Origin of the sequence: Alkaliphilus transvaalensis ATCC 700919 (genome assembly GCF_000621485.1) — a bacterium.
Taxonomy (GTDB): domain Bacteria; phylum Bacillota; class Clostridia; order Peptostreptococcales; family Natronincolaceae; genus Alkaliphilus; species Alkaliphilus transvaalensis.
Genome location: NZ_KK211288.1, coordinates 97,395 through 117,656, shown reverse-complemented (window position 1 = coordinate 117,656; position 20,262 = coordinate 97,395). Strand labels below are relative to the sequence as shown.

The window sequence follows — 20,262 nt, the reverse complement described above, 5'->3', positions numbered from 1 at the left end:
AAGGAGTGTAATTTTATGGAGTTAGTAGATTTTTCTCGCAACGCCATTACATCTAAAGAAGAACTTAGAGAATTAATTGGAGAACCCCATGAGTTAGTAATTAAAAAAAGCATATCATTTTTAGATGAAAAATGTAGCAATTTCATATCTAAGTCTTCCCTTTTATTTCTTTCCACATCAAATCCAGAAGGAAAATGCGATGTATCACCACGGGGAGATGCTCCAGGTTCATTAGTAAAAATATTAAATAAACAACAATTAGTAATTCCAGATCGTCCTGGTAATAAGCGACAAGATTCCAATATTAATATAATATCAAACCCTAACGTGGGCCTAATATTTATCATACCAGGCTTAGAAGAGGTGCTACGGGTAAATGGACGTGCAACGGTAATTAAAGATCAAGAAATTTTAAGTAAAATGGACTGGAAGGGGAATATACCCTTAGTTGGAATAGGTGTAGATGTAGAAGAGACTTTTGTCCATTGTCCTAGGTCACTAAAAGAATCTGGTATCTGGAATGCTGAGACATGGGAAAATGCAGAAAATTTACCTTCTGCGATGGAAATTTTTCAGTCACATCTAAGAATAAATGGTGTTGAATTAAAAGAATAGCCATAACATCATGATTTAACTTCTAGACAATAGTATGTAATTCCCCTATAGTAGGCGGTTAAAAGGATTAATTTAATTGTTTACTATAGAGGGGATTTTTTGTGGGTAAAGGGAATTATTAGAGGTAAAAAAATATTACATATAAAGGATTAGATATTAAGTAGTAATTAATATTATTGCAAAGATTTAATCAATACATTATGATATAATTATAGGTAGAAGAAATTTTAATGCTTCTATAAAATTAGAAAAATTTAGAATTTACAGAATAAGTATAATTGTTAATTAAAAATTACTATGCAGGAATATTGTATATTATGGAGAATAAGTGAGGAAAAGGCGGTTACTAAAAGGAGGATATCATATGAAGGTTACGATAATCGGCGGAGGTAGAGGTGGGGCTTCTATTCTAAAGATTTTAAATAAAATGGATAATGTAAATATTGTAGGGATTGCAGATATAAATCAAGATGCACCTGGTATAAAATTGGCTAATCAAATGAATATCTTTTCTACCACAAGCATCAGAGAAATTTTACATAAAGAAACAGATATTATTATCGAAGCTACAGGGATACAGAGAGTTAAGGATGAAATTACTTCTGTTGTAGGGGACAGTATTACTATCATGTCTAGTGAAGCTGCTAATTTAATGATGATGTTAGTGGAAAATGAAGAAAAGCTGATCGGGAAAATTGAAAAGCAAGTTAAACAAGTAGAGAAACTTAGCGAAGTTACAGCCGACAGTATGGAACAAATGAATGATAGTATTGATAACACTGTAAATTTAAGTGATACCCTTAATGAATTTGCTTCTAAAACGATGGATTTAGTGAATGAAACAAATCGAATTATTAATACTATGGCTAAAATAACCCAACAAACAAATATTTTAGGCTTAAATGCCTCTATTGAAGCTGCTAGGGCAGGAGAGCAAGGAAGAGGCTTTGCTATCGTTGCAAAGGAAGTACAGAAGCTAGCTAATAATAGTGAAGACTTTACTAAACAAATAGGGGAAATCTTAAACACCATTAATCATGAAGTGGTTACCGTGGCTAATGAGATTAATGAATTAAATGGGGTTACGGAAAAACAAAAGAAAATTGGTAAAGATCTTGAAGAAGCTATTGAGAGATTAATTGCTAATATACACGAGCTATAAAAAAGACATTGATTTTTCAATGTTTTTTTTATATCGAATAGGAAAGTTCGGCTTTAATACTTTTAAAGTAAGAGAACTTTACGTCATGAGTTTCAACATAAGCAGATAGCCAATTTAATTGATTAAACTGTGCACAATAATATATATCTTTAAAAGTAGTAAATAATAAAGGAAAAAGCTTTTAACATATAGAATATCTATTTATTAAAAAAATTTGAGGTGAGTAAATGTCTTATCAGCCGAAAATAAAAGATCAATTTACAGAAGAACTTTTTGAAGCAATTTTACAGTTAGAAAATTTAGAGGAATGTTATCGATTTTTTGAAGACGTTTGCACCATTAAAGAGCTACAATCTATTTCACAACGTCTACAGGTGGCAAAATTATTAAAAATAGGAAAAACCTACAGCGAAATAGAAGAAGCTACAGGAGCCAGTACTGCTACAATTAGCAGGGTCAATAGGTGTCTTCATTATGGTGCTGATGGATACAAACTTGTAATGGAAAAGCTAGAAGCTATAGAAAAAGAATAACCAAAAAAATATCAAAAATAAACAAGTGCCAAAAATAAACAAGTGCCAAAATTAAAGAAGTGACAAAATAAAAAAATCCTACTGATACTCTATGTATTGGTAGGATTTTTTCTATAATTACTTATGATTCTTATAAATACAATGCTGTGTAACATTGAAAATTTAATTGCAAATAGATAAATTATTTAATTGATTTACTGATTTAAACCAAAGGCTTCATGTAAGACATTAACGGCCTTTATTGCATCCTTTTTCTTTACAAGACATGAGATGGTAGAATGGGAATCGGAGCTTTGAAGAATTTTAATCCCTTCCTTTGCCAATGCGTGGACGATCTTTGCCATCACTCCAGGAATCCCTGTTATCCTACTTCCAATAATAGTAACCTTACTACAGTCCTTTTCAATTCTATATTGAAGGTGTAGTTTATCTAGAAGCTTTTCGATTCGTGTTGTTTGATTCTCTTCAATAACAAAGATCTTTTGATTAATGAAAAAATTTATCATATCAATGCTAATATTTGCTTCAGTTAGGGCAGATAATAACTCACTATCTCCTTGTAAATCATCCTCCATTATAATGGATACTTGGGCGATATGATCTTTGTGGGTTATTGCTGTTAAAAGCTTCTTGGGGCCTTCTGAAGAGTAGAGATTTTCGTTAGCCTTTCGATAGTAATGGATACTGGTACCAGGATGGTTTGACATGGTATTCTTAATTTTAACTAAAATATTCCCATTTTGGGCAATTTCCACTGCTCTAGGGTGGATTACTTTAGCGCCCTTTTCTGCCATCTGAAAAACTTCAGAATAATTTATCTCATCAATTATTTTTGCAGTTGGAACCACATTAGGGTCGGCAGTCATAATCCCATCAACATCTGTATAGATTTCTACTTGTTCTGCTCCAAGTGCAACTCCTAAAGCTGTTGCAGTTGTATCACTGCCACCTCGTCCAAGGGTAGTAATCTCTCCTTTTTCAGTTGCCCCCTGAAAACCACATACAACAACAATATAATCTTCTTCTAGATAAGATAATATTTTATTCTCATCAATTGAAAGAATCTCTGCACTACTAAAGCAATTATCAGTTATAATCCCCGCTTGGGCGCCTGTCATTACAACCACCTTGTGGGAAGATAATTCTAATAAAGATGCAAGCGTAACAGCAGAAATGATCTCACCACAACTCATCAAAAGATCTAAATTTTTCAAACTGCAGTTTGGGTTCTCATCTATCACAAGATTTCTTATTGTATCGGTAGCATAGGGGTCGCCTTTACGTCCCATAGCAGAAACGACAACAACAACAGAATGACCTTCTTTTTTTGTTGATAGAATCTTATCTACAACCATTTGTCTTCGATCAGGTGTGGACACAGAAGTACCGCCAAATTTTTGAACGATTATACTCAAAGGAATCACCTCATATTATTTTTACTCTTATCATTAAACTTAACTATATTATTTAATTTATGCTTAAATCTTGTAAGTGTTCATGATTATAGTCAATCAAATTATATCACACAATTGAAAAATACTACTAGAAAATTATCAAGCAATGCACAACTTTTATAGAGCTACATATCATGTAATGAGACCTGAAAATGATAATATTTGGAGGTGTACAATATGAGTGAAGCTGTAAAAGGAACAGGAATCATCGGTGGACTTTTTGGAGGGCAAAGCAGTATGTTGTTCTTCTTCTTGCTACTTGTGATTATATTCTGTAATTGTGGCATATTTAGAGGTAGTGGTGATAGCCTATTATTCTTCTTGTTACTACTAGTTGTATTGTTTAGTGGTGGAAGCTTCTGTAGGTTCTAAAAAACATAGTATTAACAATCGAAAATCCTGATATAAGGCAAGGAACACATTTAAAAGAAAATCATAAAATGTAAAGAACTGAAAAGTTCAGTAATATGAAATTAAAAAGGAAGGTGACATGTATGAGTGAAATAGCAGCTAAAAATATTCTTGGTGGTTTATTTGGTAAAGATACCAGCTTACTATTCTTCTTTTTACTATTAGTAATTATATTCTGCAATTGCGGTCTATTTGCAGATGCTGGTGATAGTTTATTATTCTTCTTCTTACTTTTAGTGCTTCTATTTGGTGGAAGAAGACTTTGGGGTTGCTAAATAAAAGCTATCCTTTACTGAAGGAAGGGGGAATTATTTCCTCCTTTTTTTTATGTAAAGTAAAGAAAAGGCTACTATAGTTGGATACATATTTAATCATATTTATGGTCAATATTTAATTGAGAAGTTGACAGTTAATTTTAGGTTTAATCGGTGGAAAATGAAAACTTTGCTGCTTGTGTTAAAGGGTTATCTCGACTCAGTTTTCATCGTTACATAAAACAAATATAAATTCATATTTATGGTATGATGAAAATTTTCTCAGTTATGCATGATGTAATTTTATCAGTTATATATAATGTAATTTACGCCATTATTTACGAAGATTATTTTGACATTTTAGTCAAAATAGTATATGATTAAAGTAGTAAATTGATAATGATAATCATTAATATTAATGTGAGGTAATGGAGATGAATAATTGCTTTTGTCTTTCTAAACATAATAATTTGTTAAGTTGGTATACAGAACTTTTAGGACCAGTCCTATTAGGGGCGAAACCTGCTGAAATCCTTAGTTTTCCACAGCGAAAAGATAATGATATGATCGTTACCCAAAAGGTAAAGGAGCTCTTTGGCGGTTCAAAACAAATTTATTTTAAAGAAATGTCCTATTGTGGAAAATGTATAAAGCTATTTTTTTATAATCCAGTGATTCTTGATAGAACTTTAAGAGAAAAAAGAAACTTAAAATTTCTACAACTTATGGGTTATCCAAAGGAATATTCCTTCGACTCCTACTTAGCTCACTTAATTAATAAAATCAATTTGGGGATAATTCCAGATGAAATAGGGATATTTTTAGGCTATCCCTTAAAGGATGTTTTGGGCTTTATAGGCCATCCATCTCTAAAACTAACAAAGGTCGATGCTTGGAGGGTTTATGGAGATACTAGACTTTCAGATCAGACTAGAAACTCTTTTAGAGAGGCTAGAGAAGAAATGAAAAGAATGCTTCAAGTTAAGTCTCCTGAAAGTATCGTTTTATCAGCTTAAATTATTTTATTTAATTTAACATCTACAATTGTAGGTGTTTTTTTTATGGCATATAAATGTTCTCTAGAGGAAATATTTATTACATAAAAGGGAAAATTAATATTAAGTGAAGAAATTCAATAATAATTTAATTAATTTGACTAATTTAAGAATTATACTCTATACATCTAATATAAACACTAAATAATAAGGAGGTCTATTTGTTGATGCTATGTAGAGATGTAATGACAAAGGATGTAATTACAATTGATGTTGATGAAACAGTAAAAACTGCAATAAAAAAAATAATGGATTATAAAATAAGTGGATTACCAGTGGTGGATCAGGAGGAAAAGTTAGTTGGAATCATAACAGAAACAGATGCAATACTTAAGAATAAAAAATTAGAGGTGCCAAGATTCTTTCCTAGTTTTTATCCTTTAGTATTTACAGAAAATTTTCCAGAGGGAGAGGGAGAATTAGGGGTACAAATGAAGGAATTGATTGAAGCGAAAGTTGTAGATGTAATGACAAAAAGGGTATATACAGTAACAGAAGAAGACCCTGTAGAAGAGGTTGTAAAAATTATGTCTCGAAAAGGGGTAAAGCGAGTTCCAGTCATTGATGAAGAACAACGAATAAAAGGGATCATAAGTCAGCGGGATATTATTAATGCCTATGCAAAGGATAAGGAAGTATAAAAGATAATGGAATATAAAGAAAACAGAAATCTCTATTCCTTTTTGGGGTATAGAGATTTTAATTTTCCAAGGGGATAAAAAATAGTATAAGTTAAATCAGCCATTCGAATAATAGAAATAACCTATTAATTAAATTATTGTATGTAGGTTAGAAAAAAGGAGGTAAAGTATGGTATTATATATCTCTATTGGTATCGTTCTATTATTCGTGTTATGGGGTATTTTTTTACCTAATCATTTAACAGCTACTGCAGATCAGTTGCTAGATATAACCATCGAAAAATTTGGGTGGTTTTACCTAATCGCTGCCTTCACCTTTTTGATAGTTTCTATCTATTTAGCCTTTAGTAAATATGGAAAAATACGTTTAGGTGCTGATGAAGATAGGCCAGAGTATTCAAATATAACATGGTTTGGCATGCTATTTAGTGCAGGAATGGGAATCGGCCTTGTTTTCTGGGGAGTGGCAGAGCCAATCTATCATTACTTAGAGCCGCCAATGGGAATCACACCTGAGACATCAGACGCAGCATCTATGGCAATGCGCTACTCCTTTTTTCATTGGGGGCTACATCCATGGGCTATCTATACAATTATTGCTTTAGCTTTAGCTTACTTCAATTTTAGAAAGGGACACAATGGGCTTATAAGCTATACTTTCTATCCTTTGTTGGGGGAAGGTGTGAAGGGAAGACTTGGTAAGCTAATTGATGTGTTGGCTATCATTGCGACAGTCTTTGGTGTGGCTACCTCCCTTGGATTAGGAGCCTTACAAATAAATGGTGGTTTAGCTCATATATTTGGCATAGCCAATGCTCCTAAAGTGCAATTAATTATAATAGCTATTGTTACCGTATTGTATATGATCTCTGCTACAACTGGGTTAGATCGTGGGATTAAAATATTAAGTAATGCAAATATTACTGTTGCGGCATTACTCTTGATATTTACCCTATTTTTAGGGCCTACATCTTTTATTTTTGATACATTTACCTCTACTTTAGGGGGCTATCTACAGAATATTATACACATGAGTTTAAGATTAAGACCTTTTGCTGAAAGTAGATGGATTGGTCAATGGACACTATTTTATTGGGCATGGTGGATTGCCTGGGCACCCTTTGTAGGAACCTTCATAGCTAGAGTATCAAAAGGACGTACCATAAAAGAATTTATTTTAGGTGTACTTCTTGTTCCTAGTATTTTTAGTTTTATGTGGTTTTCTGTATTTGGAGGAACAGCCCTAAATTTTGAAATATTTCAGAATCTTGGTATAGCCAATGCTGTTGAAGCCGATGTCACATCAGCATTATTCATTACCTTACAACAACTCCCCCTAGGAATGATTGTATCTCTATTGGCTACTTTACTAATTATTACTTTTTTTATCACCTCTGCTGATTCAGCGACCTTTGTATTGGGTATGCTCTCATCAAATGGGGATTTAAATCCTTCAAAGAAGGTAAAATATATTTGGGGTATTCTACAATCTTCTATTGCTGTTGTATTGCTACTAAGCGGAGGGTTAGAAGGGCTTCAAAAAATGGCTATCATTATTGCCCTACCCTTTGCAATTATCATGAGTTTTATGTGCTACTCATTATATAAAGGGTTATCTGAGGAATACGACGATATGAAAAGGAACAAGTAAAAAATATGATTGAACAACTTTAGAAAGTAGAAAATTGAATAAAAATCAGATAAGAAAAAAATAAAAATAAAAATTAAATAAAAAAATAATTTAGATGTTGATTACTCTAAAAATAGAGTACAATAAGTAGTAGACAAGTTGAGAAAGTATTTTAGTAAAGGAGATTTTAAATGGAATCAAATAAATTTTTAGCTTTAGGAATTAGGGAACAGTTAATTAAACGTTTACTGAAGCAGGGGATTTACGAGCCTACTCCCATTCAAGAGAAGGCAATTCCCCATGTTTTGGAAGGGTCTGATCTAATTGCCCAAGCTCAAACAGGAACAGGTAAAACCTTAGCCTTCATTTTACCTATGCTGGAGAAAGCATCGATGGAGGCAGATTATATACAGGGCTTAATTATAACGCCAACAAGGGAGCTGGCGATTCAAATTAAGAGTGAAACAGAAAAGATAGCCAATGCTCTAGGGATAAATGTATTGGCTGTTTATGGAGGACAAGATGTAGATGCCCAAGTAAGAAAATTAAAGAAAAAAATACATATTGTCATCGGAACCCCAGGAAGACTAATGGATCATTTAAGAAGAGGAACTATTAAATTTGATCGCTTAGATACATTGGTTTTAGATGAAGCTGATCAAATGTTACATATGGGTTTCTTAAGTGATGTAGAAGAAATCATAAGCCAGATTGCAACGGATCGTCAGACTTTATTATTCTCGGCAACAATGCCTAAAGAGGTTAGAAGGTTATCAAAACGATTTATGGTAGAGGCTAAAGAAGTACAAGCTAAAGGCAAAGAAATTACTTTAGATGAGATTCGCCAATTTGTGGTTGAAACGACTGATAGACAAAAACAAGCTTCTTTATTTAAAGTAATTGATGAGACCCAACCGTTTTTGGCAATCGCATTTTGTCGTACTAAAAGAAGGGCTTCTACCTTAAATGAAGCTTTAAAAGTCCATGGCTATAACTCGGAAGAACTACATGGAGACCTAACCCAAGCCAAAAGAGAAAGGGTAATGGATGCCTTCCGAAAAGCTAAGATTCAAATTTTAGTTGCCACCGATGTAGCTGCTAGAGGGATCGATGTAGACGGGATTACCCACATCTATAACTATGATATCCCTCAGGATTTAGAAAGCTATATTCACCGAATTGGGAGAACAGGAAGGGCAGGGGAAAAGGGTAAGGCAATAACCTTTGCAGCCTTAAAGGACAAGCAGGCCCTTAGAAATATTGAAGAAGGAATTAATCGTAAACTGGAAAGATACGACCTACAGATGGAGCTGGATATTGAAAAGCCCAAGGATGAAAGACCAAAGCAAAAGAAAGATTTTAAAGATAAAAAAGATTATAGAGACAAGAAAGATTTTAAAGACAAGAAAGATTTTAAAGAAAAGAATAATGACAGAGGTAGAAGTAAGGACAGAAACAACGAAAGAGGTAAGTCTAAAAATCGATTCAACAGTAAAGATAGAGATAGATCGAATTCTGGTAAAGGTAGAGGAAAAGATCAGGGATGGGCTAGTAATAGAGAAAAGCCTACCGAAGAAGGATGGTCAAATTACAAAGGGAAGCCTAAGGGGAAAGACTCTAATAAAGAAAGAGGAAATGACCAAGGAAAATCCTTTGGAAGATTTAACGATAAAAAGGGTAGTACTGATAGAAGAGGAGCAAATAAGGGTAGAAGGAAATAAATATAGGCTACACTAGCTTGTAAAATATTATATTGAATGAAATAAATCCTAGCAGAAATTCTACTAGGATTTATTTTTAATTATTAAATTAAACTTAATTCTTTTATAGACATTGTATAATGCTACTAAGAAGCCTAAACTCGAGAGCCCACCCAGTACACCGTCTATAAAATGCCAATTATTTACTTGAGAAGGTAAACTTGATTGTATGAAATAGAATACAACAAAGTAAGAAATAAAAAATATAGACATTAATAATATATGTAATTTTTTTCTATTTCTGTTTTTGTCAATAATTTTTAAGCAAAGTCTGAAAAAATAGGTAGAAGCGATGGTGTTTAAAATTGTCATTATAATTAAGGTATCCATTAGCTGTTATCACCATCCTTTCATAATAATAATATAGAATTAAAGCTTGTTTTGCATATTAATCTCTATTTCTACCTTCTGGGTACAAGTACTATTTGGCAAGTTAACCCAATCGGTTTTAAATATTTTTTTCTCTGTATGCTTATGGCAATTCCAGTAAGCATCGCCATAAGAAGTAAGAAACTTATCTTTTAAGTCTATTTATAGTTTATAGGATCGTCTAATCTAAGATTTTCTGGGATGTTTAACTCATCTCTAAGTCGATTAAACTCTTCAAGGTCAGATACTTCATGTAATTCAAGGGCAAAAGTGTCTAGTATGTAGTAAATAGTTATCATTTTATCAGGCATTTCATAACTAATATCTGATAATTTAGGAAGGTCTTTTACCAGTGCATGTCTTTTAGCAAGAACATACTGGTCATCAAATGCAATTTCAACTACTTTTGCAGGGATAGAAAGTTCTTGTTTTCTTTTAAAATCAAATTCAAAATTGTTTTTAGGTTCAATGCGGACTACATCTGCAGATAGCCTAACTAAGTGAAAATTTCCTGGAAGTTCGATACTATAATCTAATAAACCTGGGCCTATACATGCAGTTAGCATTGAACTTATTAGCAGTATCATTATAAAAAATAGTAGTTTTAAGACAAATAACCACCTCGCAATTATTAATACCTTCAATACCTATTTAAGTATATTATAGCGATATATACCATATCAATCAAATTTATTTAATTGTATTTGTAGTAGTAAGGAAATGGTCAGATTCATTTTACTTACTTTTAATTATTTAAGGAAGTGCCACTTTTGTGTTAAAATAGTAAATATAAATTAAATTGGAAGTTATTCCATGCTTTAGGAGGGAATCGATGTCTAAAGTTTCAAATGCACTTACTATGTATTTTTTGCTTTTATCAAGAAAGATGATGGGGGTTAATGAGATTGCAAAAGAGTTAGAAGTATCCCCTAGATCAATTAAGGAATATAAGAATGACTTAGAAAAGGCTGGCATCTATATAGGTTCGATAAGGGGAAGATATGGAGGATATTATATTGATACTAAGCGAAGTTTTGATGGCTTAAGTTAATAAAACAATTATTATCTAAAATATATTAAGCATTAGTGAGTTTTGTCCCAAATAAGGGTGACAATCAAAACAACTACTCCTTCTTCATCATTTAGAAGGAGTTTTTCTCTTCAATTATATAGATTATTGTATAACCTATTTAAATAAGGTAAGATATACATATGTAAAAAAAATGGTTGAAGGGAGCAAAAAAATGGATTTACGACACTTAAACCAACAACAGCGGGAAGCTGTTTGCCATACAGAAGGACCACTACTTATACTTGCTGGAGCAGGCTCAGGTAAAACTAGAGTACTAACCCATCGAATTGCCTATTTAGTTGAAGAAAAAGAAGTATCTCCCTATAAAATTCTAGCAATTACCTTTACTAATAAAGCAGCAAAGGAAATGAAGGAAAGAATACAGAGTCTTTTAGGTGATTATTGTAGAGATTTATGGGTTAGTACCTTCCACTCTTCCTGCGTAAGAATATTAAGGAAGGATATTGAAAACATAGGTTATCATAAAAATTTTGTTATTTATGATACCACCGATCAAGAGGTTGTAATAAAAGAGTGTATTAAAAAACTGGCATTAGACGATAAATTATTTCATCCAAGGTCAGTATTAGGAGAAATTGGTAGAGCAAAAGATCAGCTAATGAATTATAAAGAGTTTCAGCAAACCTATATGAGCGATTTTAGAATGTCGAAAATAGGTAAGCTATATGAAATGTATCAAAACAAATTAAGAAGCAATAATGCCCTAGACTTTGATGATCTCATTATGAAAACGGTAGAACTTTTCCAAACAAATCCCACAGTTCTTAGATTTTATCAAGAAAAATTTCAATATATTATGGTTGATGAGTTCCAAGATACAAATATGGCCCAATATCAATTGATAAGTCTATTGTCAAGAAGCCATAAAAATCTTTGTGTAGTTGGGGATGACGACCAGTCCATCTATGGATGGAGGGGTGCCGATATTAAAAATATTTTAGGCTTCGAACAAGACTTTCCAACATCAAAGGTAATAAAATTAGAGCAAAACTATCGCTCAACAGAAAATATCTTAAATGCTGCCAATTACGTTGTAGCCAATAATAAGCAAAGGAAAAATAAAAAGCTAGTTACTGAAAATCCACAAGGGGAAATTATTCAGTATCACAAAGCTGTTAATGAATACGAAGAGGCTCAATATATAGCTGCCAACATAAAAACCTTGCATAGGGAGGACGGTAAGGGTTACTCAGATTTTGCAATTCTATATCGAACCAATGCCCAGTCCCGTGTTATAGAAGAAATACTATTAAAAGAAGCTATTCCCTATAAACTTTTTGGAGGGACCCGCTTCTATGACCGTAAAGAGATTAAAGATATTTTAGCCTATCTTAAAATGGTGGAAAACCCTGTAGACGATGTTGCCCTACAAAGAATAATCAATGTTCCCAAAAGGGGAATTGGTCTAAAAAGTATTGAAAAAGTAGCAGACTATGCTGCAGAAAAGGGTGAAAGCCTATTTAGTGCCTTTTTAGATGTTGATCACATTAACGAACTTTCCACTAGAGTAAAAGTGCAGGCAGGTAAATTTACAGAAGTTATTGTAGATTTAATCCAAAGAAAACACGAGTTAACCGTTACAGAAATTGTTGCAGAAATTTATGAAAGAACAGGGTATATTCAAGCCCTAATTGAAGAAAATACAGTAGAGTCAAAAGGTAGAATAGAAAACCTTGAAGAATTTATGTCCTTAACTAAGGACTTTGATGAAAATGCAGAAGTAAAAACCTTAGAAGAGTTTTTAGCTAGAACTACCCTCGAGTCTCCTTTAGATCAGCTTGAAGAAGGACAAGAACAAGTTGTACTAATGACCCTTCATAGTGCTAAAGGGTTAGAGTTCCCAGTGGTATTTATTCCTGGAATGGAGGAAGGGATTTTCCCATCAAAAATGTCTCTAGACGAACATAACGAAGAAGAAGAGAGAAGACTATGTTATGTTGGAATAACAAGGGCGATGGAAAAACTCTATCTGTCCCATGCAGTAATGAGGACCCTCTATGGACGGACAGGATACAATAGTATTTCTAGATTTATCAACGAAATACCATCAGACCTAATAGCAAAAGAGAGTCAAAAACCCTATAACCGTAAGCAAGAAGTACGGCAGATGCAGACTTCACCCCTCTTTAGGGGAGACATGCTTAGAAGTCCTCAGCCCCAAAGGTCAGCTGCTACCTCTAAACCAAGCAATAATAGTGGAAACAGTGGAGATTTAAAGGCAGGAACAAAGATTAAGCATCCTAAATTTGGAGTAGGGACAATTGTGGCAGTTGATAAAGATATGTTAAGCATTGCCTTCCCAAATGGAGGTATTAAAAAAATTGCAGCAGGCTTTATACAGTTGGAAATCGTCCAATCATAAACAAAATAGAGGTGAAATGATGGATAAAATAGAAAGAATGAAAGGGTTAATAGCTGAAATAAATAAGCATAATTACCAATATTATGTTAAAGACAACCCTACAATTAGTGATCAAGAATATGATGCCCTATATGACGAATTAGTAGAACTGGAAAGAGAGATAGGTGAGATTCTACCCGATTCACCAACACAACGGGTTGGAGGGGCACCTTTAAAAAATTTTCAACCCCATACCCACTTAGCTCCCCTTTGGAGCTTAGATAAATCTAAAACAGCAGCCGAACTATTGTCGTGGGATACAAGAGTAAAGAAACTTCTAGATGGAACAAACCACCCTATAGAATATGTAATGGAACTGAAGTTTGATGGATTAACCCTTAACTTAACCTATGAAGATGGTCTATTGGTACAGGCGGCCACAAGGGGTAATGGTGTTGTTGGAGAAGGTATTCTAAAACAAGTTAAAACCATAAAAACTGTGCCCTTAGCGATAGCCCATAAAGGGAAAATAGAGGTGCAAGGGGAAGGGATCATGAAGCTTTCCGTACTAGAGAAGTATAATGAAACAGCAGCAGAACCTTTGAAAAACGCCCGTAATGCTGCTGCTGGGGCCCTAAGAAACCTAGATCCTAAAACAACAGCAAAAAGAAATTTAGATGCCTTCTTTTATAATGTAGGTTATTATGAGGAAATGGACTTCAATAATCATTTAGAAATAATTGACTTCCTTAAAAGCAATGAATTCCCTGTTAATGGATACTTAAAACATTGTAAGGATATCAACGAAGTAATAGAAGAAATAGAAGACCTTAAGGAAGAATTGAAGGATTTAGACTTTTTAATAGATGGAATCGTAATTAAAATTAATCATATAGCCACCAGAAAAGCCTTAGGATACACTCAAAAATTTCCCCGATGGGCAATGGCTTTCAAATTCGAAGCACAAGAAGTGACCACGAAATTAAAAGATGTTGTATGGCAGGTGGGTAGAACAGGGAAACTAACGCCATCGGCAGAGCTAGAAGCGGTTGATATTGGTGGTGTAACCGTAAGTCGAGCAACCCTAAATAATTGGGAAGACATCCAACGAAAACGAGTGAAAATAGGCTGTAACGTTTGGTTAAGGCGATCTAATGACGTTATACCAGAAATTATGGGAGCTATAGAAGAGACCTGCGAAGATGCAATACCAGTTACAAAACCTGTAGAATGCCCTGCTTGTGGAAGTGAAGTGGTAGAAAAAGGGGCCCATATCTTTTGTCCAAACTCATTATCTTGTAAGCCACAATTGGTTTCGAGAATTGTCCATTACGCCAGCAGAGATGCCATGGATATTGAGGGCTTTAGTGAAAAGACAGCAGAACAATTATTCGAGAGTCTTGGTTTAAAAGGGATTGCAGACCTATATGACTTAAACTTCCATGACCTTATCAAACTAGAGCGTTTTGGTGAGAAAAAGGCTCAAAACCTTTTAGATGCCATCGAAAAAAGTAAGGACTGTCAATTAGACTCCTTTGTTTATGCCCTTGGTATCCCCAATGTTGGAAGAAAAACAGCTGGAGATTTAGCAAAACATTTTAAGTCTTTAGAGGCTATTAGAGGGGCTAAATATGATGAATTAATTTTGCTACCAGATGTGGGTGATATTGTGGCAAAAAGCATTGTGGAGTTTTTCGAAGATGAAACCATCTCAAAAAGTATAGAAAAGTTATTAGAAGCGGGAGTAAAACCCCAATATGAAGTCCTAGAAGAAGTTGAAAATACAACCTTTAAAGATAAAACTGTGGTTGTTACAGGTACCCTAGAACACTTTAGTCGGAAAGAAATTAAAGACCTATTAGAAAAGCTAGGGGCTAAAGTTGCAGGTAGTGTCAGTAAAAAGACAGACTATGTTATCGCTGGAGAAGAGGCGGGTTCAAAACTGGAAAAGGCTCAAGAAATCATCGATTCAGGAGTTGAAACCAAGTTAAGAATCTTATCAGAAAAAGACTTTATGGATATGACTTAGAAGGTATTCTTATCCCCAATTTTTAATGATCGATCATTAATTAATTGGTTTCATTCATTATAAAGAGCTACTGGCACTCCAGTAGCTCTATATTTTTTCAATTCATTGTACCATTGTACTTTTTCATCTATTAAGTTACGTCCAGAAATATCTTCCTCCAAATAGAAGGACAAGAAGTAGGAAGAAGAATAGTAAACTATCACCAGAACCTCTAAAGATACCACAGTTGCAGAAGATAATAACTAGCAATAGAAAGAAGAATAATAAACTGGTTCTACCTCCAAAAATTGGGCTTACGCAACCTGACATATCTAACACCTCCTTCTAATAATAAGTTTCCTTTTGTACTATATACTATGAAAAGGTGAAAAAATGGTGACTAGGAACCTCAACTAAAAAAGGTTCATGGAAGTAACAATGGGTTACTCACCATGAACCTTTAATTCTTTGGTATGAACTTTTTACTTAGTTTCTTTTAATTCTTCCTTTAGTTTTTGCATTAAAGATAGATAGACCCTCTCGTGTTCTGCTTCTACAATTCTTAAACCTCTAAAATAATCAGCAATTTCATCAAAACCTTCTTCTCGGGCAACTCTTTCATATTCCTTATATAGCGTAGCTGTTTCGTAATGTTCGCCTTCGGCTGCTCTTCTAAGGTTAGTTAAGGTGTCTTGGATTACATTTAAATATTTCAAAATACCAGCTGCGTGTTGCTCTTCTTGATTGGCAGTATCCTGAAAAACCTTAGCAATCTCAGTATACCCCTCTGCTTCCGCTTTTTTCCCATAAAACCTATATTTATTTCTTGCCTGGCTCTCTCCTGCAAAAGCGATCCAAAGATTTTTTTCCGTTTGAGTTCCTTTTAAATTCATAGTAGCCCTCCTTTCACCTAACTGTATGTAATTATTTTAACATAGATTATAGATGCCTGTGGTAATAAATTTTATATAAGTAAAAAAAGTAATAAATGGCTCTAGAAAATTTTTAGTGATAAGTCAGATTAGATAAACATAGCATTAGATTTACACTAGGACTTATTTATTATACTCACTTGAAATTTTTATTAGAAGAATATTATAAATTAATTACTTACTACAAAAATTACAGGTTTAAAACACAGCTTATTGGGTAACCCCTTATTGACTGGGAAAGATTAGTATGATAGAATTATTTACAGATACTATCGAAAATCATTATCAAGTGATGGAGGTGCCTTATGAGTATATATCAATTAAAAAGAAAAAATAGCTGTACAATAGAAAAATTGCCTCAAATCGGTCTATTGAAATCTCTAGGTCTTCGTGAGGGAATGATAGTTAATATTATGTCAAAACAACCTTTTGGTGGTCCTATTGTCGTACAAATGGGAAAACGTAGTATTGCTATTGCAAGAAATATAGCGGAGCAGATCCAAGTTAGGGAGGTAAATTAATTGAGTTGTCATATAGAAGAAGCACAAATAGTTACCTCAGGCGATGAACTGAAGATCTTATTAATGGGTAATCCTAACGTAGGAAAGAGTGTTGTTTTTTCTAAATTAACAGGAATGGAAGTTATGACATCCAACTACGCAGGAACGACTGTAAGCTTTACCCAAGGTGGCGTTACATATAAAGGGAATAAAGGTGTTCTAATCGATGTTCCAGGAACATATTCATTAGAAGCCACATCACCAGCAGAAGAAGTTGCAGTTGCAATGTTAGAACAAGAAGTAGCAGATGTGATCATTTGTGTATTAGATGCCACTAACTTAGAGAGAAACTTAAATTTTGCTCTACAGCTACAGAAGTATAATTTACCAATTGTGTTTGCTTTAAACTTAACTGATGTAGCAGAACGACAAGGGATTTTTATTGATATAGAGGCTTTGTCAAAGGAACTGCAGTCACCAGTTATTCCTACAATAGCCATAAGAAATATTGGTCTGAAGGAGCTGGTGAAAACAACATGGGAAGCAGCTACAGGCGAAGAAAAAATTTATGATGAAGTACCACAAGACCAAGACGAACGTTGGAAAAGGGTTGGAAGAATTATTCAAAAAGTACAAAAGGTTGAACATCGCCATCCTACCTTCTTAGAAAAATTAGGTGATGCCCTTATTCGTCCCTTCCCAGGGATTCCCTTTGCTATCATTATTTTAGTACTGGCCTTAGGGGTTGTTGTAGGTGGTGGAAAAGGTATTAGAGCAGGTGTATTACTGCCCCTTTTGAATAATTTTTATGTTCCTTTTATTACATCCCTTGTGGCTAGATTCGGTATAACAGAGGGATTATTGTTTAATGTTTTAGTAGGGGAATATGGAATGTTAATTAAAGGGATCGAGTGGCCTATCGCACTAATATTACCTTATGTTTTCTTATTTTACGTTGCATTATCCTTTTTAGAAGATAGCGGATACCTTCCCCGTCTAGCTGTATTAGTAGATGGCCTTCTTCAACGGATCGGGATCCAAGGCGGGAATATCGTACCATTAATTATGGGATATGGATGTGCAGTTCCTGCAATATTAGGAACAAGAGCTGCAACAAGCCATAAAGAAAGGGTAATTGTAGCTTCAGTAGTCTCATTGGCTGTACCTTGTGCTGCCCAAACAGGAGCATTTGTTGCTCTATTAGGAGATCGTTCAATATTTGTTTTAATACTGGTGTATCTAATATCTCTTATAGCGATGTTTATCGGAGGTGTTACCTTAAATAAAATGCTACCGGGACATACAGACCCTATATTAATCGAAATACCTAACCTATTAATGCCTGATAGACAATCCTTTTTTAAGAAGATTCTATTACGAACCCGTCATTTTATGGTAGAAGCTGAAATACCAATGCTATTGGGAATTGGTTTTGCAGCACTCGTTGCAGAAACTGGGATATTAAATACTGTGGGAGTGTATATCGAGCCTGTTATTGAAGGTTGGTTAGGACTACCTAAAGAGGCCACTATTGGCTTAATCTTGGGTGTTATTCGTAGAGAACTGGCAGTTTTACCATTATTAGAGTTAGAATTATCGACACTGCAATTGTTGGTAGGTTCAGTAGTTGCTTTATTCTACCTTCCATGCTTATCAGTTCTAGGGGTATTAATTAAAGAGTTTAGAATGAAGACTGCACTTTTAATAGGCTTGTCTACCTTTGTACTTGCCTTCTTTATTGGAGGATTAATTAATCAAGTAGTAACATTATTGGCGATATTTATTTAGTGAAATTATTAAGATAAAAAAACCGATACTGAAAAGGAGAGAGGGCCAGATGAAGATTATACCAACATTTACGGTGGGATTGGAGAGGTTATTCTCTTCTTTTCCTTTGTTGATTAATATTTGCAGTCTATACTACAAAGAAATTGTAAAAAAAGAAATTAAACTAGGTGAAATTTCAAGTCATGAACGGGTACTTTGTATAGGTGGAGGTTCAGTTCCTTGTACAGCTTTAGAAATAGCCAAAAGAACTGGAGCCAAGGTTCAAGTAGTGGATATTGACCCAACAGCAGTTGAAAATGCTAAAAAAGTTGTTAAAAGACTTGGTATGGAGAGTCAGATTGATGTTAAATTAGCTTCGGGACAACAAATTGATACGTCTTCTTTTAATGTTATACACGTTGCATTACAGGCTCAACCCCATGAAGAAATACTTGAAAATGTTTGGAAAAAGGCTCCTTGTGGTACAAGGGTATTAATCAGAAGTCCTAAAGATTGTTTGAGGAAATTTTACACTGCTTTATCAAGGGACTATAGTTGTATTAATTGTAAAAGTATAGAACAAAAATATTGTACAATGAAGGAAACACTACTATTTACAAAGACTGAGGGAGGGCTAGATTATGAAAAAGATGGCTATGGTGCTGGTAGCCTTTCTTACAGTTCTGTTAATTCTATGGTGGGTTGATTATGAAGCGGTAATTCATTCATTGAAGGTTATTGATCTTAAGATTTTGCTAGGGGCTTGTCTAATGCAGGTATTTACTATATTTCTCATTACAAAACAGTGGGAAATGATGGGACGGGAGGTAGGTGTTAATCTACCTTTAAAGAAACTGCTACATGTAAATATGGCGGGAACCTTCGTAGAAAGCGTTACACCATCGGTAAAAGCAGGAGGAGAAGCAACTAAAGTTTATCTACTCAGAACAAAATGTAATATTTCCATTGGACAAGCTACAGCAATGGTGGGGTTGCAGAAGGCTGCCAGTCTTACTGCATTTGTTCTTATTAATCTAGTTTCGATTCTATGGTTTTTTATGACGGTGGGTTTTCAGGGGGCTTATGGTAAACTATTATTAGGGAGCTTCTTATTTTTACTGTTGTTTCTAATGACTTTAATTTTGTTTATGAAAAACCCAGCTAAGATCAAAGGGCTAATTAACCTATTTTTAAGTAAAAAGCTACAGAGTAAAGTATCTAGTGGATTAGAAAGTTTTAGAGAAAATGTTAAGATAGCCATAAAAAATAAAGGGATAAAAGCCTTTTTAAAGCATCTATCTTTTGCGGTGTTTATTTGGCTTTTCTTTGCCATAAAGGCATATATCATCAGTAGAGGCCTTAGTTTAGACTTAAGCTTTGGTATAATTAGTGTAATCACCTATTTAACCTATATGATTGCTATGGTACCTTTACTGCCAGGGGGTCTAGGCACCTTTGAAGGAAGTATGGTATTCCTTTTAAACCCCTTCAACGTAGCCCTACATCAAGGAATGGCACTGGCGCTATTAGTAAGGTTTGTTACTTTTTGGTTTGTCTTTTTATTAAGCTGTATCTACTTAGGTTGTCAATTAATCATAGATCAGTTCATGGAAAGACAACTGAAAAACTCAATGGAGAAAGGTGAAGGTATTTAAATTATAGGCCTTTAGTAGATTGCAGTTATCTAATCTTAGAAGCAATGATAAAATTTGTAGTAACATAGATTGATAAAAAAAT

20 protein-coding genes are annotated in these 20,262 nt (G+C 34.0%); 16 read left to right on the top strand and 4 right to left on the bottom strand.

The annotated features are described in order from the left end of the window. Positions 1 to 15 precede the first annotated feature (15 nt). The 3 genes from T335_RS0118830 (at position 16) to T335_RS0118820 (ending at position 2,310) form a co-directional block, all read left to right on the top strand. The gene (locus T335_RS0118830) at positions 16 to 615 is read left to right on the top strand and encodes an MSMEG_1061 family FMN-dependent PPOX-type flavoprotein (protein WP_026478897.1); all 600 of its coding nucleotides are present in this window, start codon (positions 16 to 18) and stop codon (positions 613 to 615) included. Positions 616 to 979: 364 nt separating this feature from the next. Further along, positions 980 to 1,777 (top strand): methyl-accepting chemotaxis protein, encoded by a 798-nt coding sequence (locus T335_RS0118825; protein WP_026478896.1) that lies wholly within the window; start codon positions 980 to 982, stop codon positions 1,775 to 1,777. 227 nt (positions 1,778 to 2,004) lie between these two features. Further along, complete coding sequence (locus tag T335_RS0118820) at positions 2,005 to 2,310, top strand: YerC/YecD family TrpR-related protein (protein WP_026478895.1); 306 nt, start codon at positions 2,005 to 2,007, stop codon at positions 2,308 to 2,310. 194 nt (positions 2,311 to 2,504) lie between these two features. On the opposite strand, the gene dapG is transcribed toward T335_RS0118820, so the two are convergent. Then, on the bottom strand, positions 2,505 to 3,725 hold the full coding sequence (gene dapG / locus T335_RS0118815; protein WP_026478894.1) for an aspartate kinase: 1,221 nt from the start codon (positions 3,723 to 3,725) through the stop codon (positions 2,505 to 2,507). 216 nt (positions 3,726 to 3,941) lie between these two features. Here dapG and T335_RS21375 point away from each other — a divergent pair, with 216 nt between their 5' ends. From T335_RS21375 to T335_RS21365, 6 genes are all read left to right on the top strand, one after another. After that, on the top strand, positions 3,942 to 4,136 hold the full coding sequence (locus tag T335_RS21375) for a hypothetical protein (protein ID WP_034328931.1): 195 nt from the start codon (positions 3,942 to 3,944) through the stop codon (positions 4,134 to 4,136). Positions 4,137 to 4,258: 122 nt separating this feature from the next. Continuing rightward, positions 4,259 to 4,450: a hypothetical protein gene (locus tag T335_RS0118805; RefSeq protein ID WP_026478893.1), complete on the top strand. Its 192-nt coding sequence runs from the start codon at positions 4,259 to 4,261 to the stop codon at positions 4,448 to 4,450. A gap of 413 nt (positions 4,451 to 4,863) precedes the next feature. After that, positions 4,864 to 5,445 carry a DUF3793 family protein gene (locus T335_RS0118800; RefSeq protein ID WP_034328930.1) on the top strand — a complete coding sequence of 194 codons (582 nt, stop codon included), beginning with the start codon at positions 4,864 to 4,866 and terminating at the stop codon, positions 5,443 to 5,445. A gap of 206 nt (positions 5,446 to 5,651) precedes the next feature. After that, positions 5,652 to 6,125, top strand: coding sequence for a CBS domain-containing protein (locus tag T335_RS0118795; RefSeq protein ID WP_026478891.1), 474 nt, complete (start codon positions 5,652 to 5,654; stop codon positions 6,123 to 6,125). Positions 6,126 to 6,294: 169 nt separating this feature from the next. After that, complete coding sequence (locus T335_RS21370; RefSeq protein WP_051569421.1) at positions 6,295 to 7,776, top strand: glycine betaine uptake BCCT transporter; 1,482 nt, start codon at positions 6,295 to 6,297, stop codon at positions 7,774 to 7,776. Between the two features lie 170 nt (positions 7,777 to 7,946). Further along, positions 7,947 to 9,476, top strand: a complete 1,530-nt coding sequence (locus T335_RS21365) for a DEAD/DEAH box helicase (RefSeq protein WP_084281504.1) — start codon at positions 7,947 to 7,949, stop codon at positions 9,474 to 9,476. A 566-nt stretch (positions 9,477 to 10,042) separates the two neighbouring features. On the opposite strand, the gene T335_RS0118775 is transcribed toward T335_RS21365, so the two are convergent. Beyond that, the gene (locus T335_RS0118775) at positions 10,043 to 10,528 is read right to left on the bottom strand and encodes a DUF3997 domain-containing protein (RefSeq protein WP_156943732.1); all 486 of its coding nucleotides are present in this window, start codon (positions 10,526 to 10,528) and stop codon (positions 10,043 to 10,045) included. Between the two features lie 188 nt (positions 10,529 to 10,716). Here T335_RS0118775 and T335_RS0118770 point away from each other — a divergent pair, with 188 nt between their 5' ends. From T335_RS0118770 to ligA, 3 genes are all read left to right on the top strand, one after another. Continuing rightward, positions 10,717 to 10,935: a helix-turn-helix transcriptional regulator gene (locus tag T335_RS0118770; protein WP_026478888.1), complete on the top strand. Its 219-nt coding sequence runs from the start codon at positions 10,717 to 10,719 to the stop codon at positions 10,933 to 10,935. A 193-nt stretch (positions 10,936 to 11,128) separates the two neighbouring features. Next, positions 11,129 to 13,339 carry a DNA helicase PcrA gene (gene pcrA, locus T335_RS0118765; RefSeq protein ID WP_026478887.1) on the top strand — a complete coding sequence of 737 codons (2,211 nt, stop codon included), beginning with the start codon at positions 11,129 to 11,131 and terminating at the stop codon, positions 13,337 to 13,339. Positions 13,340 to 13,358: 19 nt separating this feature from the next. Next, complete coding sequence (ligA, locus tag T335_RS0118760) at positions 13,359 to 15,347, top strand: NAD-dependent DNA ligase LigA (protein WP_026478886.1); 1,989 nt, start codon at positions 13,359 to 13,361, stop codon at positions 15,345 to 15,347. 135 nt (positions 15,348 to 15,482) lie between these two features. Here the strand turns inward: ligA and T335_RS22545 are convergent, their stop codons facing one another. Together T335_RS22545 and T335_RS21360 are read right to left on the bottom strand one after the other, a co-directional pair. After that, the gene (locus tag T335_RS22545) at positions 15,483 to 15,656 is read right to left on the bottom strand and encodes a hypothetical protein (protein ID WP_169735945.1); all 174 of its coding nucleotides are present in this window, start codon (positions 15,654 to 15,656) and stop codon (positions 15,483 to 15,485) included. A 152-nt stretch (positions 15,657 to 15,808) separates the two neighbouring features. Then, entirely contained in the window at positions 15,809 to 16,219 is a 411-nt protein-coding gene (locus T335_RS21360) for a rubrerythrin family protein (protein WP_051569420.1), read from the bottom strand. A gap of 344 nt (positions 16,220 to 16,563) precedes the next feature. Here T335_RS21360 and T335_RS0118750 point away from each other — a divergent pair, with 344 nt between their 5' ends. Genes T335_RS0118750 through T335_RS0118735 form a run of 4 tightly spaced genes read left to right on the top strand, consistent with a single transcriptional unit; the run spans position 16,564 to position 20,180 of the window. Beyond that, a complete protein-coding gene (locus T335_RS0118750) occupies positions 16,564 to 16,779 on the top strand; it encodes a FeoA family protein (protein WP_026478885.1) in 216 nt (71 codons plus the stop codon). Beyond that, a complete protein-coding gene (locus T335_RS0118745; protein WP_026478884.1) occupies positions 16,780 to 18,546 on the top strand; it encodes a ferrous iron transporter B in 1,767 nt (588 codons plus the stop codon). A gap of 49 nt (positions 18,547 to 18,595) precedes the next feature. Next, positions 18,596 to 19,231: an SAM-dependent methyltransferase gene (locus tag T335_RS0118740; RefSeq protein ID WP_026478883.1), complete on the top strand. Its 636-nt coding sequence runs from the start codon at positions 18,596 to 18,598 to the stop codon at positions 19,229 to 19,231. Beyond that, positions 19,167 to 20,180: a lysylphosphatidylglycerol synthase transmembrane domain-containing protein gene (locus tag T335_RS0118735; protein WP_026478882.1), complete on the top strand. Its 1,014-nt coding sequence runs from the start codon at positions 19,167 to 19,169 to the stop codon at positions 20,178 to 20,180. The genes T335_RS0118740 and T335_RS0118735 overlap by 65 nt, the downstream gene beginning before the upstream one ends. Positions 20,181 to 20,262: the final 82 nt, after the last annotated feature.